The sequence below is a fragment of the Amycolatopsis sp. NPDC005232 genome (assembly GCF_040607795.1).
GTDB lineage: Bacteria > Actinomycetota > Actinomycetes > Mycobacteriales > Pseudonocardiaceae > Amycolatopsis.
On sequence record NZ_JBEXHL010000072.1, the window covers coordinates 1 to 16,291 of the forward strand.

14 protein-coding genes are annotated in these 16,291 nt (G+C 71.0%); 10 read left to right on the forward strand and 4 right to left on the reverse strand.

What is annotated here, in order from left to right; all coding sequences use genetic code 11:
* Positions 1 to 176 precede the first annotated feature (176 nt).
* From ABZU76_RS50845 to ABZU76_RS50855, 3 genes are all read left to right on the forward strand, one after another.
* Positions 177 to 821 (forward strand): GntR family transcriptional regulator, encoded by a 645-nt coding sequence (locus tag ABZU76_RS50845; protein WP_354885503.1) that lies wholly within the window; start codon positions 177 to 179, stop codon positions 819 to 821.
* Entirely contained in the window at positions 818 to 2,038 is a 1,221-nt protein-coding gene (locus tag ABZU76_RS50850) for an MFS transporter (RefSeq protein ID WP_354885506.1), read from the forward strand. Before ABZU76_RS50845 ends, ABZU76_RS50850 begins: the two co-directional genes overlap by 4 nt.
* 217 nt (positions 2,039 to 2,255) lie before the next feature.
* A complete protein-coding gene (locus ABZU76_RS50855) occupies positions 2,256 to 5,690 on the forward strand; it encodes a S8 family serine peptidase (protein WP_354885509.1) in 3,435 nt (1,144 codons plus the stop codon).
* A gap of 59 nt (positions 5,691 to 5,749) precedes the next feature.
* On the opposite strand, the gene ABZU76_RS50860 is transcribed toward ABZU76_RS50855, so the two are convergent.
* Positions 5,750 to 6,802, reverse strand: a complete 1,053-nt coding sequence (locus tag ABZU76_RS50860) for a TetR family transcriptional regulator (RefSeq protein ID WP_354885512.1) — start codon at positions 6,800 to 6,802, stop codon at positions 5,750 to 5,752.
* 91 nt (positions 6,803 to 6,893) lie between these two features.
* Here ABZU76_RS50860 and ABZU76_RS50865 point away from each other — a divergent pair, with 91 nt between their 5' ends.
* From ABZU76_RS50865 to ABZU76_RS50875, 3 genes are all read left to right on the forward strand, one after another.
* Positions 6,894 to 8,030 carry a cytochrome P450 gene (locus ABZU76_RS50865; RefSeq protein ID WP_354885514.1) on the forward strand — a complete coding sequence of 379 codons (1,137 nt, stop codon included), beginning with the start codon at positions 6,894 to 6,896 and terminating at the stop codon, positions 8,028 to 8,030.
* A gap of 109 nt (positions 8,031 to 8,139) precedes the next feature.
* Positions 8,140 to 8,730, forward strand: a complete 591-nt coding sequence (locus ABZU76_RS50870; RefSeq protein WP_354885517.1) for an HdeD family acid-resistance protein — start codon at positions 8,140 to 8,142, stop codon at positions 8,728 to 8,730.
* Between the two features lie 44 nt (positions 8,731 to 8,774).
* Positions 8,775 to 9,299: a DUF6069 family protein gene (locus tag ABZU76_RS50875; RefSeq protein ID WP_354885519.1), complete on the forward strand. Its 525-nt coding sequence runs from the start codon at positions 8,775 to 8,777 to the stop codon at positions 9,297 to 9,299.
* Between the two features lie 894 nt (positions 9,300 to 10,193).
* Here ABZU76_RS50875 and ABZU76_RS50880 read toward each other — a convergent pair.
* On the reverse strand, positions 10,194 to 11,006 hold the full coding sequence (locus tag ABZU76_RS50880; protein WP_354885522.1) for a DUF1295 domain-containing protein: 813 nt from the start codon (positions 11,004 to 11,006) through the stop codon (positions 10,194 to 10,196).
* Between the two features lie 53 nt (positions 11,007 to 11,059).
* On the opposite strand from ABZU76_RS50880, the gene ABZU76_RS50885 reads away from it, so the two are divergent.
* The gene (locus ABZU76_RS50885) at positions 11,060 to 11,551 is read left to right on the forward strand and encodes an emopamil-binding family protein (protein WP_354885525.1); all 492 of its coding nucleotides are present in this window, start codon (positions 11,060 to 11,062) and stop codon (positions 11,549 to 11,551) included.
* On the opposite strand, the gene ABZU76_RS50890 is transcribed toward ABZU76_RS50885, so the two are convergent.
* A complete protein-coding gene (locus ABZU76_RS50890) occupies positions 11,535 to 12,074 on the reverse strand; it encodes a D-alanyl-D-alanine carboxypeptidase (protein WP_354885528.1) in 540 nt (179 codons plus the stop codon). The genes ABZU76_RS50885 and ABZU76_RS50890 overlap by 17 nt on opposite strands.
* Before the next feature lie 223 nt (positions 12,075 to 12,297).
* Between ABZU76_RS50890 and ABZU76_RS50895 the strand changes: the two genes are divergently transcribed.
* From ABZU76_RS50895 to ABZU76_RS50905, 3 genes are read left to right on the forward strand one after another with little or no spacing between them, the layout of a single operon-like run.
* Positions 12,298 to 12,993, forward strand: a complete 696-nt coding sequence (locus tag ABZU76_RS50895; RefSeq protein WP_354885531.1) for a response regulator transcription factor — start codon at positions 12,298 to 12,300, stop codon at positions 12,991 to 12,993.
* Positions 12,990 to 14,426 (forward strand): HAMP domain-containing sensor histidine kinase, encoded by a 1,437-nt coding sequence (locus ABZU76_RS50900; RefSeq protein ID WP_354885534.1) that lies wholly within the window; start codon positions 12,990 to 12,992, stop codon positions 14,424 to 14,426. Before ABZU76_RS50895 ends, ABZU76_RS50900 begins: the two co-directional genes overlap by 4 nt.
* Complete coding sequence (locus tag ABZU76_RS50905) at positions 14,423 to 14,914, forward strand: hypothetical protein (protein WP_354885537.1); 492 nt, start codon at positions 14,423 to 14,425, stop codon at positions 14,912 to 14,914. The genes ABZU76_RS50900 and ABZU76_RS50905 overlap by 4 nt, the downstream gene beginning before the upstream one ends.
* A 6-nt stretch (positions 14,915 to 14,920) precedes the next feature.
* On the opposite strand, the gene ABZU76_RS50910 is transcribed toward ABZU76_RS50905, so the two are convergent.
* Complete coding sequence (locus ABZU76_RS50910; protein ID WP_354885540.1) at positions 14,921 to 16,117, reverse strand: MFS transporter; 1,197 nt, start codon at positions 16,115 to 16,117, stop codon at positions 14,921 to 14,923.
* Positions 16,118 to 16,291: the final 174 nt, after the last annotated feature.

The window sequence follows — 16,291 nt, forward strand, 5'->3', positions numbered from 1 at the left end:
TTAACCCCCCCCCCGCAATTTGTGGTTTTGGTTCTTTTCCCCAACCATTTGTGGTGTTGTGGTGGTTTCCCCCCCCCCCACGCCACATTGGGGCGCTTGAGCCCACCGCTCGAGGAGATGAGCCGCAGGTCACAAGACCTTAGATACAAGCTTGGACGCATGCTAGCTTCGCCTGTGTGACACCTGCCAAGTACACCGCGCCCGGCGCTGCCGACCGCGCGTACCGGCTCACGAAGGAGCTCGTCCTCACGGGCGAGCTCCCCGGTGGGCACCTGTTCAGCGAAGGGGAGATCGCCGAGCGGCTCGGGGTGAGCCGCACGCCCGTGCGCGAGGCGTTCCTGCGCCTGCAGGTCGAGGGGTTCCTCAACCTGATCCCGAAGCGCGGCGCCGTGGTGGTGCCCGTGCCGCCGGGCGAGGCCGAGGACGTGCTCGACGCGCGGGAGGCTGTGGAGGGCGCGGCCGTGCGCCGCCTCGTGCGCCGGCCCGACCTCATCCCGGACGCGCTAGCGCAGCTGCGCGGGGTGCTGGACACCCAGCGCGGCCACGCCGACTCCGGTGACCTGCACGGGTTCGCCGAAGCAGACGAACTGTTCCACCGCACCATCGTCGCGGCCGGCGGCAACTCGTTGCTGCTCGACTTCTACGCCACGCTCGCCGATCGCCAGCGCCGGATGAACGTCCATGCGCTGCGCCCGATCCCGGATGTGCTGCCCGTGGTGCTGCGTGAACACGAGGACCTGCTCGGCATCATCGAGCGCGCCGACGGCGACGCGTTCGGCCCGGCGCTGCGCGCCCACCTGGACCTGGTGCACCGCCGATGACCGCCACCGCCGAAAGCACCCCACTACCCCAGGCTGCCACCGCGCGCCCGGCCTGGTTCGGCGCCGCCGCGGCGGTGTTCGTGGTCGGCTGGGGCGGCAACCAGTTCACGCCGCTCCTGGTGATGTACAAGGAAGCCGGCTACTCCACCTTCACCGTCGACGCGCTGCTGGGCGCCTACGTGGTCGGGCTGGTGCCCGGACTGTTGCTCTCGGGTGGACTGTCCAATCGCTACGGTCGCCGGCCCGTGATGCTCGCCGGCACCGTGCTGTCACTGCTCGCGAGCGTGCTCATCGCGCTCGGCCCGGAAGGCGCCGGCTGGATCGCCGCGGGCCGGTTCCTCACCGGCGTGGCCGTGGCGGCCGCGATGGCCGTGGGCTCCACGTGGATCAAGGAGCTCGCCGACGCCGACCCGCGCGGCGCGGCCGACGTCGGCACCCGGCGCGCGGCCCTGTGCCTCACGCTCGGGCTCGGCATCGGACCCGGCGCGGCCGGGGTACTGGCGCAGTGGGGGCCGTGGCCGATGGTGCTGCCGTTCGCCGTCCACATCGGACTGGCGCTGCTGGCTCTCCCGTTCATTCCGCGCAGCCCGGAAACGCTCGGCCTCGAAAGCCGCAAGCCGGCGCTGAGCCGGCTGCCCGTGACGACCCGGCACCCGCGGTTCCGCCGGATCATCCTGCCGATGGCGCCGTGGATCTTCGGCTCGTGCGGCGTCGCGTACGCGATCATGCCGCAACTCGTGCAGGACAAACTCGGTTCGTGGTCACTCGCCTACTCAACGCTGCTGACGGTGTGCGCGATCGGCGCGGGCGTGGGGATTCAGCCGATCGCCAAACGCGTGGACCGGACCACCAGCGCCCGCGCGGTGCTCACCGGAATGGCCGTGATGTGCACTGGTCTGGTCCTCGCCGCCGTCGCCGCGGATCTGCGTTCGCCGTGGCTCGCGCTGCTCACGGCCGTGGTGCTCGGGACCGCGTACGGCATCGTCGTGGTGTCCGGACTGCTGGAGCTGCAACGGCTCGCGCGGCCCGAGGAAATCGCCCAGCTGACCGGGGTCTACTACGCGCTGGCCTACATCGGCTTCCTGTTGCCGTCGCTGCTCGCGGCGCTCAGCGGGTTCGCGAGCTACCCGATGTTGCTCGGCTGCCTCGCCGTGATCGCGTTCGCGGGGACACTCACGGTTGCCCGAAACTCCCGTAGTCACCTTCCCGTGACCTGAGCGGGAATTCGCTTCACCGACAAATGGGACACCGATTCCGGGCATTCCGGAAATGGTGTCCCATTTGCGTGGATTTCTTCACCACTATTGTCGCTTGTGGATCGTCGAGGTGCGCGAAATAGTTCTCCGGCATGGGAAATCGGGCCGGCACGGCTGTGCTCGATTTCGTCGGGGCCGGTAACTTTCGAACCCTTCGAGAAGGAAGTGGGAGCTGCACATGCGGCGTTCCTCGCGATCCGTTCGCGCGCTCGTAATAGCCGCGACAGGCGGTCTGGCACTGGCCGGGGTCACCCAGCTCGGCAGTCAGGCCGCCGTCGCCGCGCCCACCGCTCAGGCGAGCAGCGCACCGCAATCGGTGATCGTGGTCCTCAAGGACCAGCTGCCCGACGCGCCGGCCACCAAGGCGGCTTCGGGAACCCGGCGGGCCAAGGCGACCCAGCAGCAGGAGTCGGTACTGGCCAAGCTGGCCGGCACGGCGCCGGCCAAGGTCAAGCACTTCGCGCTGGGCAACGCGTTCTCCGCCACGGTGACGCCGGACCAGGCGGCGCAGCTGGCGGCCGACCCGGCCGTGGCGCAGGTGCTGCCGGACAGCAAAGTCACGCTGCCCGACGCGAACCCCGCGGGCAAGAACGCGGACGCCGGCGCACCCAAGGCCGGCGGCGGCACGGCGCAGAACCAGGACCCGAACGCGATCTGCCCGACCGACCCGGCGAAGCCGTTGCTGGAGCCCGAGGCGCTGACCTCGATCCACGCGTACAGCACCGACGGGTCCAAGGCCGCTTCGGACCTCGCCGACGGCTCGGGCGTGAAGGTCGCGTTCCTCGCGGACAACATGGACCCGAACTACGCGGACTTCATCCGTCCCGACGGTTCGCACGTCTTCTCCGACTACCAGGACTTCTCCGGCGACGGTCCCGCCACGACCGACTCGGGCGCCGAGGCGTTCGGCGACGCGTCGTCCATCGCCGCGCAGGGCGTGGTGGTGCACGACCTGTCGAAGTTCGTGAACGAGAAGCACCCGCTGCCCGCGGGCTGCAACATCGTGGTGAAGGGCGTTTCGCCGGGCGCGAGCCTGGTGGGGCTCAACGTGTTCGGCTCCACCGCCACGAACTCCGCGGTGCTGCAGGCGATCGACTACGCGGTGACCGTGGACCACGTCGACGTGATCAACGAGTCGCTGGGTCTGAACCAGTACCCGGACGCGAGCTCGCGCAACCTGTTCCAGGTGTTCAACGACGAGGCCGTGGCCGCGGGCGTCACCGTCACCGCCTCCAGCGGCGACGCGGGCATCACGTCGACCATCGGCAGCCCGGCCACCGACCCGCTGGTGATCTCCGCCGGCGCGACCACGGACAACCGGCTCTACGCGCAGACCACCTACGCGGCTTTCCCGTTCTCCAACGGGAAGTGGACGAGCGACAACATCTCCGCGCTGTCGTCGTCGGGCATCACGCAGAACGGGCGCACCATCGACCTGGTCGCCCCGGGTGAGGGCAACTGGGCCGACTGCGCGCCCGCGTATGCCGAATGCCGCAACTTCCAGACGGTGCCGCAGCCGACGGACCTCGAATCCTTCGGTGGCACCAGCGAGTCGGCCCCGCTGACCGCGGGTGTCGCCGCGCTGGTGATCCAGGCCTACCGCGGCACGCACCACGGCGCGTCGCCGACGCCCGCGCAGGTGAAGCAGTTCATCACCGGCACCACGCGTGACCTCGGCCTGCCCGCCGACGAGCAGGGCTCCGGCCTACTCGATGCGCGCGCGGCCGTGGAAGCGGCGCTGACCTCGCCCGGCACTTCCGGTGCCCCGGCGGGTGTCTCGTCGAACATCGCCCTGTCCGCCGACCAGCTCACGCTGGAAGGCGCGCCGGGCAGCACGCAGAAGGCCACCGTCAACGTGACCAACGTCGGCACCAAGACGCTGACGGTCACGGCGGGCACGCGCTCGCTCGCACCGCTTTCGGCGCAGACGCAGACCACCGCGTTCGACTCGACGAAGCTGCCGACGTTCCCGTACTACAACGGCACGGACTGGGCGTACAAGAAGGTCACCTTCTCGGTGCCGGCCGGTGCGCAGCGCCTGCTCGCGCGGATGGCGTGGCAGGGCAGCCCGAAGACCGTGAACGGCCAGTCGGTGACCCCGGTCGTGCGCGTGTCGCTGCTGGCGCCGGACGGCACGTTCGTGGCCAACAGCCGCCCGCAGGGTGGCGCGGCCACGGCGAACTACGCCAATGTGGACGTCACACGCCCGGTCGCGGGCACGTGGACCGCGGTGCTGTACTCGGCGGGTGGCCCGACCGGCTACAGCGGCAACATCCAGCTCGCCACCTCCACTCAGCGGGCGATCCCGTACGGCCAGGTCTCGCCGGGCGTGCTGACGCTGAAGCCGGGCCAGACCAAGCCGGTCAAGGTCTCGCTGCAGACCCCGGCGACGGGCGGCGACGCGGACTACTCGATCACGTTCGGCAGCTCCGACGGCCACCAGACGACCGTGTCCGCCGTGCTGCGCGCACTGGTCCCGACCAAGAACGGCAAGGGTTCCTTCGGCGGCACGATCACGGGCGGCAACGCGCGGGCCGTCTCGCCGGCACAGACGTTCTCGTACGAGTTCGACGTGCCCAAGGGCAAGAAGGACCTCGACGTCGCGGTGCAGCTGCAGGATCCGGGCACCGTCATCGACGGTGTGCTCGTGGACCCGAACGGTGAGCTCGCCGACGTGAACAGCAACGTGTTCCTCAGCTCCGCGAACCAGCTGTCGCAGGGCACCACGCTGCAGCTCACGGACGCGAACCCGCTGGCGGGCCGCTGGCACTTCGTGGTCGTGGTGCAGAACCCGGTGACGGGCAAGCAGATCGACCAGCCGTTCACCGGCACGGTGGGCTTCGACCAGGTCGTGGTGAGCGCTCCCGCGCTGCCGAACTCGGCCTCGAAGAAGCTGGCCGCCGGCCAGGCCGTCAAGGTGCCGGTGACGGTCCGCAACACGGGCGTCGAGCCGATCGCGATCGGCGTGGACGCGCGGACCAACGCGCAGCAGACCCTGCAGCCGCAGCCCATCCAGGGCTCGACCGACGTCGACCTGCCCGAGGTCGGCGCCAACGCGCCGATCTACTCGATCCCGCCGGACACGAGCAAGTTCACCGTCGCGACGTCGTCGTCGGTGCCGGCTCAGGTGGAGCTGCAGGGCTCGGCCGCGGGCATCGACGTGCTCGGTGACCTGAAGGCCGCGCAGGCCGGCAGCACCGTGTCCGTCGCGACGATCGGCGAGAAGCAGGGCTACGTCACGAAGGGCATCTGGTTCGCCAGCGTCCAGGAGATGGGCCCGTTCGGCCCGTCGGGCGCCCCGGCCGGCCACGCCTCTTACACGGCGTCGATCAAGACGGCGGGCTTCGACGCCGCGGTGAGCTCGTCCACCGGCGACCCGTACGACCAGTCCGTCGACCCCAACGGCACGGGCGGCACGCCGCTGCTCGTCCAGCCGGGCCAGACGGTGACCGTCACCGTGACGATCACGCCCTCGGGCAAGCGCGGCGAGTCGGTGACCGGCCACCTCAACCTGGTGACCGTGCCGACCCTCCCGACCGGCGTGACGGGCCTCCCGCAGGTCGGCACCGGTGAAGTGATCGCGACGCTGCCGTACAGCTACAAGATCGGCTGAGTGTCGTTTCCGGACAACCGGGCCGTCAGTCCTTTTCGGACTGGCGGCCCGGTTTTCTTTCAGCCCGTCGCCGCGGCGTGGCAGGCGCCGAAGCCTTCGGCGCGACGCACGACGCGGCTCGAGGTGATCCGCACGGCCGTTTCGGTCGCATCGCTCACCGCCGAAACCCCGGCCGCCGACGCGATCGCGCCGGAGTCGTCGCGCAGCACCTGCAGGCGCGGCCACGCCGAAGCCGGAAAAGCCCGGCGCAGGTGACCACGCAGCTCCGCCAGCGCGAGGTGCGTCAACGGCGCCAGCTCCGGCGCCGAACCCGTCACCACGGCGACTGTCACCGCAGCGTCCGCAGGTGCGGCGCGGACGGCCTCCTCCGCGGCGGAAAGCCGGTGCAGGCCGAGGATCGCGACGACACCGTCACCGGACAGCTCGGCCGCCCGCGACCGCAGTGAGTCGAAGGCCGCGGGCGGAACCCAAGGTTCGTCCACCGGCTGCGCGTGCGCCACGATCGGCGGGACCGCGGGCCACGTGTCGGCCAGCCCCAGGGCGGGCAGGGCTTCGCACGCGCGCACGACGTTGAACGGTTCGCCGAAGCCCGGCGCGGCCGCGGCGAGGCCGGTGGCGCCGTGCAACGTGGTCAGCGCGAGTTCGGCGACGCGGACGAGGCGGCCCGCGGACGGGGCGAGCCGTTCGAGGGCCAGGCCGAGGACCACGGCTTCGAAGCGCAAGAGCTGGGCGTACGGGCGGTGGGTGAGCTCGTCGGCGAGGATCTCCGGCCCCAGGTCCACGCCGAGACGTGGGCCGGGGTCGGTGGCGAGCGGCAGGCGCGCGACCCAGGCGCGGGCGAGGGCGCCCAGGGCCTCCGAGGCCGTGAGTCCAGGTTCCGAGGCCGGGGGCTCGGCGGCGACGCGCTCGGCCTCCTCCGCGAGCACGGCGAAGTACAGCGCGCGCTTGCCGGGGAAGTTCGAGTAGACGGCGCCGCGGGTGAGCTCGGCGCGTTCGGCGATCACGTCGATCTTCGCCTCGCGGAAGCCACGCTCGGTGAACTCGTCGCGCGCGGCGTCGAGCACCTTCGCGCGGTTGAGCTCCTGAGCCTCCGCTCTGGTCAGCCGGGCCATCGTCCTCCTCGTGCTCCCTTGCTGGTCACGATAGCGCTCGGGTACATATGATGAGACCATCTGATTTCAACATCCAGAATGAGGAGTGCCCGTGACCGACGTCCCCGAGATCGACCTGACCGACCCCGCGGTCCACCGCGACCCGTTCGCCGTCTACGGCGCCGCCCGCGAGCACGGCCCCGTGGCCAAGCTCGTCGGCCCCGGCTTCGGCCCGCTGTGGGTCGTCACCCGCCTCGCCGACGCGCGGGCGATGCTCACCGACCCGCGCTTCGCGCTCGGCCCGGGCAGCTACCAGGCGCTCGACGTGCCCGAGCACTGCCGGCCGTACCTGCGGACGATGCAGGAGATGGAAGGCGCCGAGCACCGGCGGCTGCGCGGCCTCGTCTCCCCCGCGTTCACGGCGCGCCGTGCGGCGGACTTCCGGCCGCGGATCGAGCCGATCGTCGACGAGCTGCTCGACGGCCTTCCCGCCGAGGGCGCCGACCTGCTGACCGGGTTCGCGCAGCCGTTGCCGATGGAGGTGATCTGCGAGCTCGTCGGCGTGCCCGAGGCGGATCGGCCGCGCTGGCACGGCTACGGCCAGAACGTGGTCGCCGGCTCGGGCGAGAGCTTCGCGGCCGCGGTGCCCGGCATCATCGACGGTGCGCGCGGCCTGACCACGCCGCCGGCGAGCGAGTTCCTCGAACTGCTGGCCGGGACCGAAGGCCTCACTGAACCCGAGCTCGTGACCCTCGTCTGGCAGCTCGTGCTCGCGGGGCAGACGCCGGCGAACTTCGTCGCCAACGCCGTCGAGGCCCTGCTCACCCATCCGGACCAGCTCGCCGTGCTGCGCGCGGAACCCTCACTGTGGCCGACGGCGATCGAGGAGCTGATGCGGTGGTGCGGACCTCAGCTGCTGACGATTCCCCGGCAGGCCACCGAGCACCTTTCCCTGCACGGCGTGGCGATCCGGGCGGGCGAGCCGGTGTCGGCTGCGATCGCGTCGGCGAACCGCGACCCGCGCGTGTTCACCGATCCCGACCGCCTCGACGTGCGCCGCACCGAGGGAGGGCACCTCGGGTTCGCGTACGGGCCGCACTTCTGCCTCGGTGCGGCGCTCGCGCGCGTGGAGGCGGAGGTGGCGTTGCGGGGGTTGCTGGAGCGCTTTCCCGCGCTGCGCCTGGGCGACGTGCGGCGCGCGCCCGACCCCGGCACGTGGCGGCTGGCCGGGCTGCCGGTGAGCTTCTGACGTCCTCTTCGGACACTTCGTCACCGATCGGGTGAACAACGAAGCGGTGCTTGGATCTTCCCGCGCTGCTAACGTTTTCCCAGGTCAGCGTCGCGCTCGGGAGGCAAGAATGTCCGCACACATCTCCGCTGGAGTCGGTGGTCTCGTCATGGACCCGCGCCAGACGTGGCCGCTGGTGCTCGTGCGTGGTGTGCTGGCGGTGGTGTTCGGCGTGATCGCCCTGATCTGGCCGGGCGTCACCGTGCTGGCGCTGGCGCTCGTTTTCGGTATTTACGCGCTCGTGGACGCTGTGGGTGCGTTCATGCAGGCGTTCCGCCCGGGCGACGGCGCGCACCGGTTCGCGTACGCGTTGCTGGGTCTGCTCGGGCTCGCCGCGGGGGTGATCGCGCTGGTGTGGCCCGGCGCGACCATCCTCGTGCTGGCGATTCTCGTCGGGGCGTGGGCGGTGGTCACGGGTGTCGCCGAGATCGTCGCCGCGATCCGCCTGCGCAAGCAGATCACGGGCGAGTGGTTCCTGATCGTGGCCGGCGCGGTGTCCGTGATCGCGGGGGTGCTGGTGCTGATCCACCCGATCGCGGGGGCGTTCGGAATCGCCTTGCTCGTGGGCATCTACGCGTTGCTGTACGGGATCATGCTCGTCGTCCTGTCCTTCCGCTTGCGACGCGTCGCGAAACTCGAGCAGGCGAACGAGCCCGCTTAGGACGACAATCGAATGGGACAGCTTCGTTGACGGAGGGATCCGTGATGGCGCAGAACCCGTACGACCAGGACGCCCGACCCGGCATCGACGCGGCGCGGCTGTGGGCGGGCGGCGTCGCCACGGCTGTGGTGGCGGCGCTCGTCGCCATCGTCGGCCTGCTCATCGCCCGCGGCATCTTCGACGTCCCCGTGCTCGCCCCCAAAGGCGAAGGCGCGTGGGGCAGCGCCAGCACCACCGCGTATGCGCTCGCCGCCGCTCTTGCCGCCCTGCTCGCCACGGGCCTCATGCACCTGCTGAGCGTCGCGACGCCCGCGCCCAGCCAGTTCTTCGGCTGGATCATGGTGCTCGTGACGCTCATCGCGGTGGTCCTGCCGCTGACGTTGACGGTCGAAACGAGCGCCAAATACGCGACGGCCGCGATCAACCTCGTGATCGGCTTGGTGATCGCCATCGTGGTGAACAGCATGGCGGCCAACGCACGCACTTTGCACCGGCGCAAGCGCTCCCCGCGCCCTGACGCCCCGACGCAGCAGTGGAACGAACCACCGTCGAACTTCTACGACCGCTAGAGGCAACCACCCGTCCTCCCCGAACGTGTTCCGCACACAGTCTCGGGGAGGACGACATGTTCACGGACTTTCTCACAGGCGCGGCCCTGTTGAGCGCATCTCTCACGGCACCAGGTGACGTCGGCTGGTCCCTCTGGCCCTCGGAAGTGGCGCCAGGCGGCGAAATGCACGCGGAAACGTATGCCGCCCAAGGCAACGGCTGCAACCCAGCCGGCCCCGTCACCTCGCCCGGCTTCGCCGCCCCACTCAAGTGGACCACCGGCGGCAACTGGGGCCGCGTCGGCGGCACCGGCACCGCCACCACCCGCCCCGGCACCTACACGGCCACCTTCCCCTGCGCCGACGGCCGCGTGGCCACCGCAACGTTTACTGTCGTGGGGACGCCGCCTTCTTCGGTTACGCCGCCGCCTTCCTCTCGGCCCACCACTCCGCCGCCCGCCACTCCGCCGCGCCCGGCTCCTGACCGGAACCAGCCGCAGGTGACGGCCCGCCCTGTGGGCGCGCCACAAACGGGTGGTGGCGGGTTGGCGGTTCGGTTCACGGAGTGAGTGTCCACTGAGGACATTCGCCCTGGCGTCACTCGCCTGAGCCCCGCGTTTCCGGGAAACGGGGCCACTCGCACCGACGCCGATCGCGCTCGGCTCGACGGCATCCGCACCGTCGCGACGATCGTGGTCGGCATCGGCGGCGCCCTGGCACTGGGACTCGCGGCGCCGCGGCAGCAGACCGCCGAGCACAACCGGGCGGCCAAGCGCGCGGAACTGCGGCTCCGCGAACACGCCATCCGGCACTGCGCCAACGAACGGCGGATCAACGAGCTCTACCTGAAACCCTGCCGACCGCGACCAATTGCAAGAACGCGAGAGCTGACGCCCCCGGCGAAGCGAACGAAACTCAGCCCACCGGAACCCGGCTCCGAGAAATCCACGGCACAACAGCCGAAGTCCGCTTCTGATATTCCGCGTACTCCGGGTACCGTCCCCGCGTGATGGTCTCCGTGAAGATCGTCGATCCCACGAACAGCAGCGTCAGCAGGACCGCGCCCGCGATCGTCCAGGGGATTCCACCGAAGGCCACGGCGCCGAACACGAACACCAGCCACCACTGGGCCTGTTCGAAGAAGAAGTTCGGGTGCCGCGAGTACCGGAACAGACCACTCTGCAGGAACCGCGGCGAAGGCACCCGCCCGGCGTCCTGCTCGCGCTTCTTCCACTGGTGGAAGTTCCACTGCTGCTGATCCGCGACCGTCTCCCCCGCCAGGCACGCGACGAAGATCACCGCCACGATCACATCACCCACACCGAACGGCGACCGATACTCCAAGGCCGTCCACGCCGGCAGCGTGATCAGCAGCAGAATGGCGTTCTGGTAGATCGTGATGAAGGAGAAGTTGAAGACCTGGAACTGCCAGGGCGCCATCTTCCCGCGCAGCACCACCCAGCGGTAGTCCTCGCCGCCGCGGGCGTAGCCGCCCTTGCGGGCGAAGTTGAAGGTGAGGCGCAAACCCCAGAGAAGCACCAAGACGAACATCACGTCGAGGCGCGCGTCGGCGAAGCCTGCGAAGGCGGCGAAGATCGCGACGTACGCCACGGGCACCAGGGACCAGATCCGGTCCACCCACGAGTACTCGCGCGTGATCACCGAGAGCACCCAGCACAGGGCGCAGACGCCCGCGAAGACGCAGAGGCAGACCTGGAACGCGTTCATGCCCGCACTCTACTGCCCGAGTACCGCCCGAGCCGCCCGCTTAGGATCATCCTATGAACCTGCCGCTGCGCCAACGCGGGATCGACATCTTCTTCGCGATCGTGTTCGCCGCGTTCACGATCACCTCGCTCATCAGCGACCTGCTGCCGACCGTGGGCGTCGACTTCTCGGGCCCGTCGGACAACTTCTTCGTGAACTCCAACTACTGGTACGCCCACGACGCCGACATCCTCTTCATGCACCCGCCGGACTGGATGCGGATCGTCACGGGGCTCTCGGCGTTCGTGTACATGCCGTTCTACGTCGTGCTCGTCGTGTGCCTGCTCGCGGGCAAGAACTGGATCCAGCTGTTCGCCGTGATCTACGCGACGATGATCGTCACGCTCACCGGCGTCGTCGTGTTCGGTGTGGAGTTCTTCGGCGACCCGGCGATGCGCACGGGCAATCCGGTCAAGTTCCTGGCCTTCAACATCTGGTACGTGCTCGTGCCCCTGTTCCTGCTGATCCGCATGCGCAAGCCGATGCCGTTCACCCGGCGGTTCTGACCAATACGGCCGCGCCCGGGTGCGGCAGGCGGATCGGCAGTGTGTCGGCGTGGTACTCGAAGTGCCACCACTCGTTGTCGTAGCGGCGGTGCAGGTGGTAGGCCGCGCCGTGGCGTTCCAGCCACTGCGCGCCTTCCGTGGGCCGCACGTCGAGCGCGAAGCCGCCGACGTGGGCCGACTCCTCGGGCGGGAGCACGAGCCGGCGGGCCGCCCACACGGAACCCGTGCGCCGGACCTCGGCGGTGAACATCGCGTGCTGCCGGGCGGCGTCGCGGTGGCCGGAGGTGAGGCCGATCAGCTGCCCGTCGCACCAGAACGCGTCGGTGCGCGCCGCCACGAAAGCCTCGCGCGCCGCGGCCGTGAGGCCCGCCAGGTCCTCCGCCGGGTAGCGCAGCGCGAGCGCCCACTGGCAGGCGAGCCGACGAGCGTGGTGGGGCGAACACGCGAAAGCCACCGGCAGCAGCAGCACGGCCACCAGCCGGGCAGCCACGGCGTAGGCACGGGAGCGGAGCAGTTCGGTCATGGTGTCCACGGTCGCGGCCCCGTGTGCGCCGACGGTCGAAGTCGTGTACGCGGACCCCGACAGTTTTGTAACAGCTCCGCACGGACGAGGCTGTTACGCAACCATGACATTCCGCGCACCCCGCGATGAGACCGGACGCGGATCCTCTCGGGAGGTGTCCGCTGTGGACTGTCCGGGGAATCCGGACGGGCGGGCCCGGAAGTGCGCTGCGATAGTGGGAGACATGCCCCGGGTGCTGTTGATCGAAGACGACCAGGCCGTGCGAGACGGCCTGCAGATCGCCCTGACCTACCAGGGTCACACCGTCGACGCGGTGGAAAGCGGAGAGGAAGGGCTCGCGCGGCTGAGCGCGGGCCCGGCCGATGTCGTCGTGCTCGACCTGATGCTGCCCGGGATGGACGGGTTCGAGGTGTGCCGGCGCATCCGCGCGACCGGTGACCTGCCGATCATCATGCTCACCGCGCGCAACGACGACATCGACGTGGTCGCCGGGCTCGAGGCCGGGGCCGACGACTACGTGGTGAAGCCCGCCCAGCCGCGCGTGCTCGAGGCCCGGATCAAGGCCGTGCTGCGGCGCACCGGCGGCGAGCAGCGCCAGGCGGGCACGCCGAAACCCGAGGTCGAGCGCCACGGCGACCTCACCATCGACCGCGACGGGCTCGTCGTGAGCAAGCACGGCCGGCCCGTCAGCCTCGCGCCCACGGAGATGCGACTGCTGCTGGAGCTGTCCGCGTCGCAGGGCCGGGTGCTCAGCCGCCAGCAGTTGCTGGAATCCGTGTGGGACCAGGGTTACCTCGGAGACTCGCGGCTCGTCGACGCGTGCGTGCAGCGGCTGCGCGCGAAGATCGAGGACGACGCCGCGGCCCCGGTGTACGTGCAGACTCTGCGCGGTTTCGGGTATCGCTTCGGGCCCCTGTGACCGGCGCCCGGTTCCGCAAGCTCTGGCCCGGCTGGGGCCTGCGCACGCGGCTGCTGCTCGCGTTCGTGCTGCTGAGCGTGCTCACGACCATCGCCGTCGCCGGGTTCGGGTACCGGACCGCGCGCAACACCATCCTGACGAACACCCAGGACAACGCGGTGCGGGAGCTGACCAGCCGCATCCAGCTGCTCTACCCGCTGCCCGTGGACCAGCCGTCCCAGGGCCAGCTCGAACACGTCGCCGGCGCGATCTCCGGACGGACCGGCAACGCGCTCGTGACCGCCGGCGGCGTCTCCGGCGGTGATCTGCCCTCGTCCGTGATCACGGACGAGGTCAAGGAGATCGTCGGGCGGGGCGAGATCGCCTGGCAGCGCGTGGACGTCGGCGGCGAAACCCGGCTGCTGATCGGCACCCAGCTGCGGCTCACGACCAGCAAGTCACACGAGACGGATCCGTCCGGGATCGAGGTCTTCGTGCTGCAGCCCCTGGACGCCGAGAGCGAGAGCATCGCCACGCTGGCCCGCAGCGCGTGGCTGACCGGCACCGGCGCGGTGGTCCTGGCGCTGCTGCTGGCGCTCGCGGCTGCCCGCAGCGTGCTCGGGCCGGTGCGCGAGCTGCGTCGCGCGGCGCACCGCCTCGGCGAGGGCGACCTGGATACGCGCCTGACCATCCACGGCACCGACGAGCTCGCCGAGGTCGGCAAGACGTTCAACACCACCGCGGAGTCGCTGCAGCACCACGTCGGCGAGCTGGAACGGATGGAGGCCGACGCACGGCGGTTCGTGGCCGACGTGTCCCACGAGCTGCGCACCCCGCTCGCCGCGATGACCGCGGTCACCGAGGTGCTGGAGGCCGAGGTCGCCGGCCTGCCCGAGATCGCCGGGCGCGCGGTGCGGCTGGTGAGCCAGGAGACCCACAACCTCACGCGGCTGGTCAACGACCTCATCGAGGTCACCCGCTTCGACTCCGGTTCCGCATCGCTCGCGCTCGACGAGGTGGACGTCGCCGAGGCGATCGGCGCCACCCTGCGCGCCCGCGGCTGGGTCGGCGAGGTGGCCACGGAGCTGCCGACGGGTGTCCGCGCGCGGCTCGACCCGCGCCGGCTCGACGTGGTCGTCGCGAACCTCGTCGGCAACGCGCTGCGCCACGGAGCGCCGCCCGTCCGGCTGAGGTTGAGCGCGGCGGAGGAATCGCTCATGATCGAGGTCACCGACGAGGGCCCGGGATTGAAGGAGGAGGTGCTCCCCCACGTGTTCGACCGCTTCTACAAAGCCGACACCGCACGCAGCCGCTCCGAGGGCAGCGGACTCGGGCTCGCGATCGCGTGGGAGAACGCCAAGCTGCACGGCGGCGAGCTCACCGCCGCCAACCGTCCGCAAGGCGGTGCGATCTTCACGCTGCGGCTCCCGCTGAACCCGGGCGGTGAGGCGTGATCCGGCGCGCCACCAGGTCGTTCGGGTACGTGGCGCTCGTGCTGATCGCACTGGCCGCCACCGCGTGCGGCGTGCAGCCGAGCGGCGCGATCTCCGGCGACCCCGCGCCGAGCGGCCCGTCGTCCACCGCGCCGGGCACGCCGGCGGTCAGCTCGATCTACCTCGTGGCCGACGGCATGGTCGTCCGGCTCCAGCGCCCCGGTCTGGACCAGACCGATTCCGCGCTGATCGACGCGCTGGTCCAAGGGCCGACGACCGCGGAGAAGGCGTCCGGCTTCACGACCGAGGTCCCGCAGACCGCCCTGCCGGCCACGGTGACGGTCTCGGCGTCGGAGATCACCGTGCAGCTGGCCACCGACGTGCAGGCGCTGTCTTCCTTGGCCGTGTCGCAGATCGTGTGCACGCTGCGCCTGCGCGACGCCCCGGACGGCAGCGTGTTCAGACTCGTCGGCGGGGGCAACGTCCGCAGCGGCGAACGCTGCGGCTGAGCGCCGTCAGCCGACTTCGGCCGGTTCGCGGACCTGCCGCGGCGCGATCACCGGCGCCGCTACCACCGCGGCCACGCAGAGCGCGAACGGCACCGTGAACGCGACGTTCAGCGGCATCCACCGCGTGAGCCCGCCGATGAGGGCGGGGCCGGCGAGCAGCCCGACGTACCCGAGTCCGACGACCCGCGCCATCAGCGCACCCGACGCCCGCGTGTCGAGGTTGCCGGCCGCGGTGAACAGCTGCGGCACGCCGCCCGCGAGACCCAGGCCGAAGATCGCCCAGCCGACCAGAGCGAGCGGCACCCAGGGCGACAGCGACGCGGTGGCGAGGCCGACGGCCGCGAGCGCCGAGCCGTACCGCACCACCGCGACCGGCCCGGCCAGCGCGGCGACCCGGTCGGTGGCGAAGCGGCCGACGGTCATCGCCACGGCGAAGGAGCCATACGCGAGCGCGGCGGTGCTCGCCGACGTACCCAGCACGTCCTGCAGGTGCAGCGCGGCCCAGTCGTTCGCGACGCCCTCGGCGAGCATCAGCGCGAACGCGAGCGCGCCGAGCAGCCAGACCACGCGCGACGGGGTCCGGCTCGGCGTGACCGGCGCGGGGCCGGTTTCGACCGGCCCGGGACGGCCGGAGTCGAGCAGGAGCCGACCCGCGGCCAGCGAAGCGACGACGCACAACGCGCCGGTGGCGCCGAGCGTGACGGCCGTGGAAATGCCCGTGCCCAGCACCGCCGCCCCGACCACCGCGGCGAGCGCGCCACCGATCGACCACATCGCGTGGAACGCCGCCATGATCGGACGCGGATAGGCGCGTTCGACGACCACCGCCTGGGCGTTCATGGCCACGTCGAGGGAGCCGTTGAAGAAACCGAAGACCACCAGAGAAAGCCCGAGCGCCCACCAACTGGTGGCCAGCCCGGGCAGGAAGAGCGCGAGGCCCAGCAGCACGCCGGCGGCGGGCACCACGCGGCGGTGGCCGAAGCGGTCGGCGAGCGGGCCGGACACCTGCATCCCGACGAAGGCCGCGCCGCCGAGCACCAGCAGGAGCGCGCCGAGCGTGGTGTGCGAGATGCCCGTGGCGCGCTCGACGACCGGGATGTGGACCACCCACATGCCGACGGCGAACCCGTTGAGCGCGAAGAAACTCCACGTCGCGACGCGCGCACCGCGCGGCAGCCGGTCGAGCGGGGACGATTCGGTCATCGCGGTCGGATCCTCTGTGTTGTTGGCCCCGGCTCCGCCGGGGCGTGCGAGATCGCTGTGTCTTTGGCCCCGGCTCCGCCGGGGCGGCGAGATCGCCTTTGAGCCGGCTTCCGGATGGGGCGGTCGGATCGGCCGGGGGCCGATCGCACCGCCCCATCCGGGAGCCGGGGCGGT

Excerpts from the sequence above, each read along its gene's own strand:
- ABZU76_RS50870 (WP_354885517.1), top strand. The coding sequence starts at position 8,140 with ATGTCCGCACACATCTCCGCTGGAGTCGGTGGTCTCGTCATGGACCCG.
- ABZU76_RS50850 (WP_354885506.1), top strand. The coding sequence starts at position 818 with ATGACCGCCACCGCCGAAAGCACCCCACTACCCCAGGCTGCCACCGCG.
- ABZU76_RS50855 (WP_354885509.1), top strand. The coding sequence starts at position 2,256 with ATGCGGCGTTCCTCGCGATCCGTTCGCGCGCTCGTAATAGCCGCGACA.
- ABZU76_RS50895 (WP_354885531.1), top strand. The coding sequence starts at position 12,298 with ATGCCCCGGGTGCTGTTGATCGAAGACGACCAGGCCGTGCGAGACGGC.
- ABZU76_RS50880 (WP_354885522.1), bottom strand. The coding sequence starts at position 11,006 with ATGAACGCGTTCCAGGTCTGCCTCTGCGTCTTCGCGGGCGTCTGCGCC.
- ABZU76_RS50910 (WP_354885540.1), bottom strand. The coding sequence starts at position 16,117 with ATGACCGAATCGTCCCCGCTCGACCGGCTGCCGCGCGGTGCGCGCGTC.
- ABZU76_RS50890 (WP_354885528.1), bottom strand. The coding sequence starts at position 12,074 with ATGACCGAACTGCTCCGCTCCCGTGCCTACGCCGTGGCTGCCCGGCTG.
- ABZU76_RS50875 (WP_354885519.1), top strand. The coding sequence starts at position 8,775 with ATGGCGCAGAACCCGTACGACCAGGACGCCCGACCCGGCATCGACGCG.
- ABZU76_RS50860 (WP_354885512.1), bottom strand. The coding sequence starts at position 6,802 with ATGGCCCGGCTGACCAGAGCGGAGGCTCAGGAGCTCAACCGCGCGAAG.
- ABZU76_RS50885 (WP_354885525.1), top strand. The coding sequence starts at position 11,060 with ATGAACCTGCCGCTGCGCCAACGCGGGATCGACATCTTCTTCGCGATC.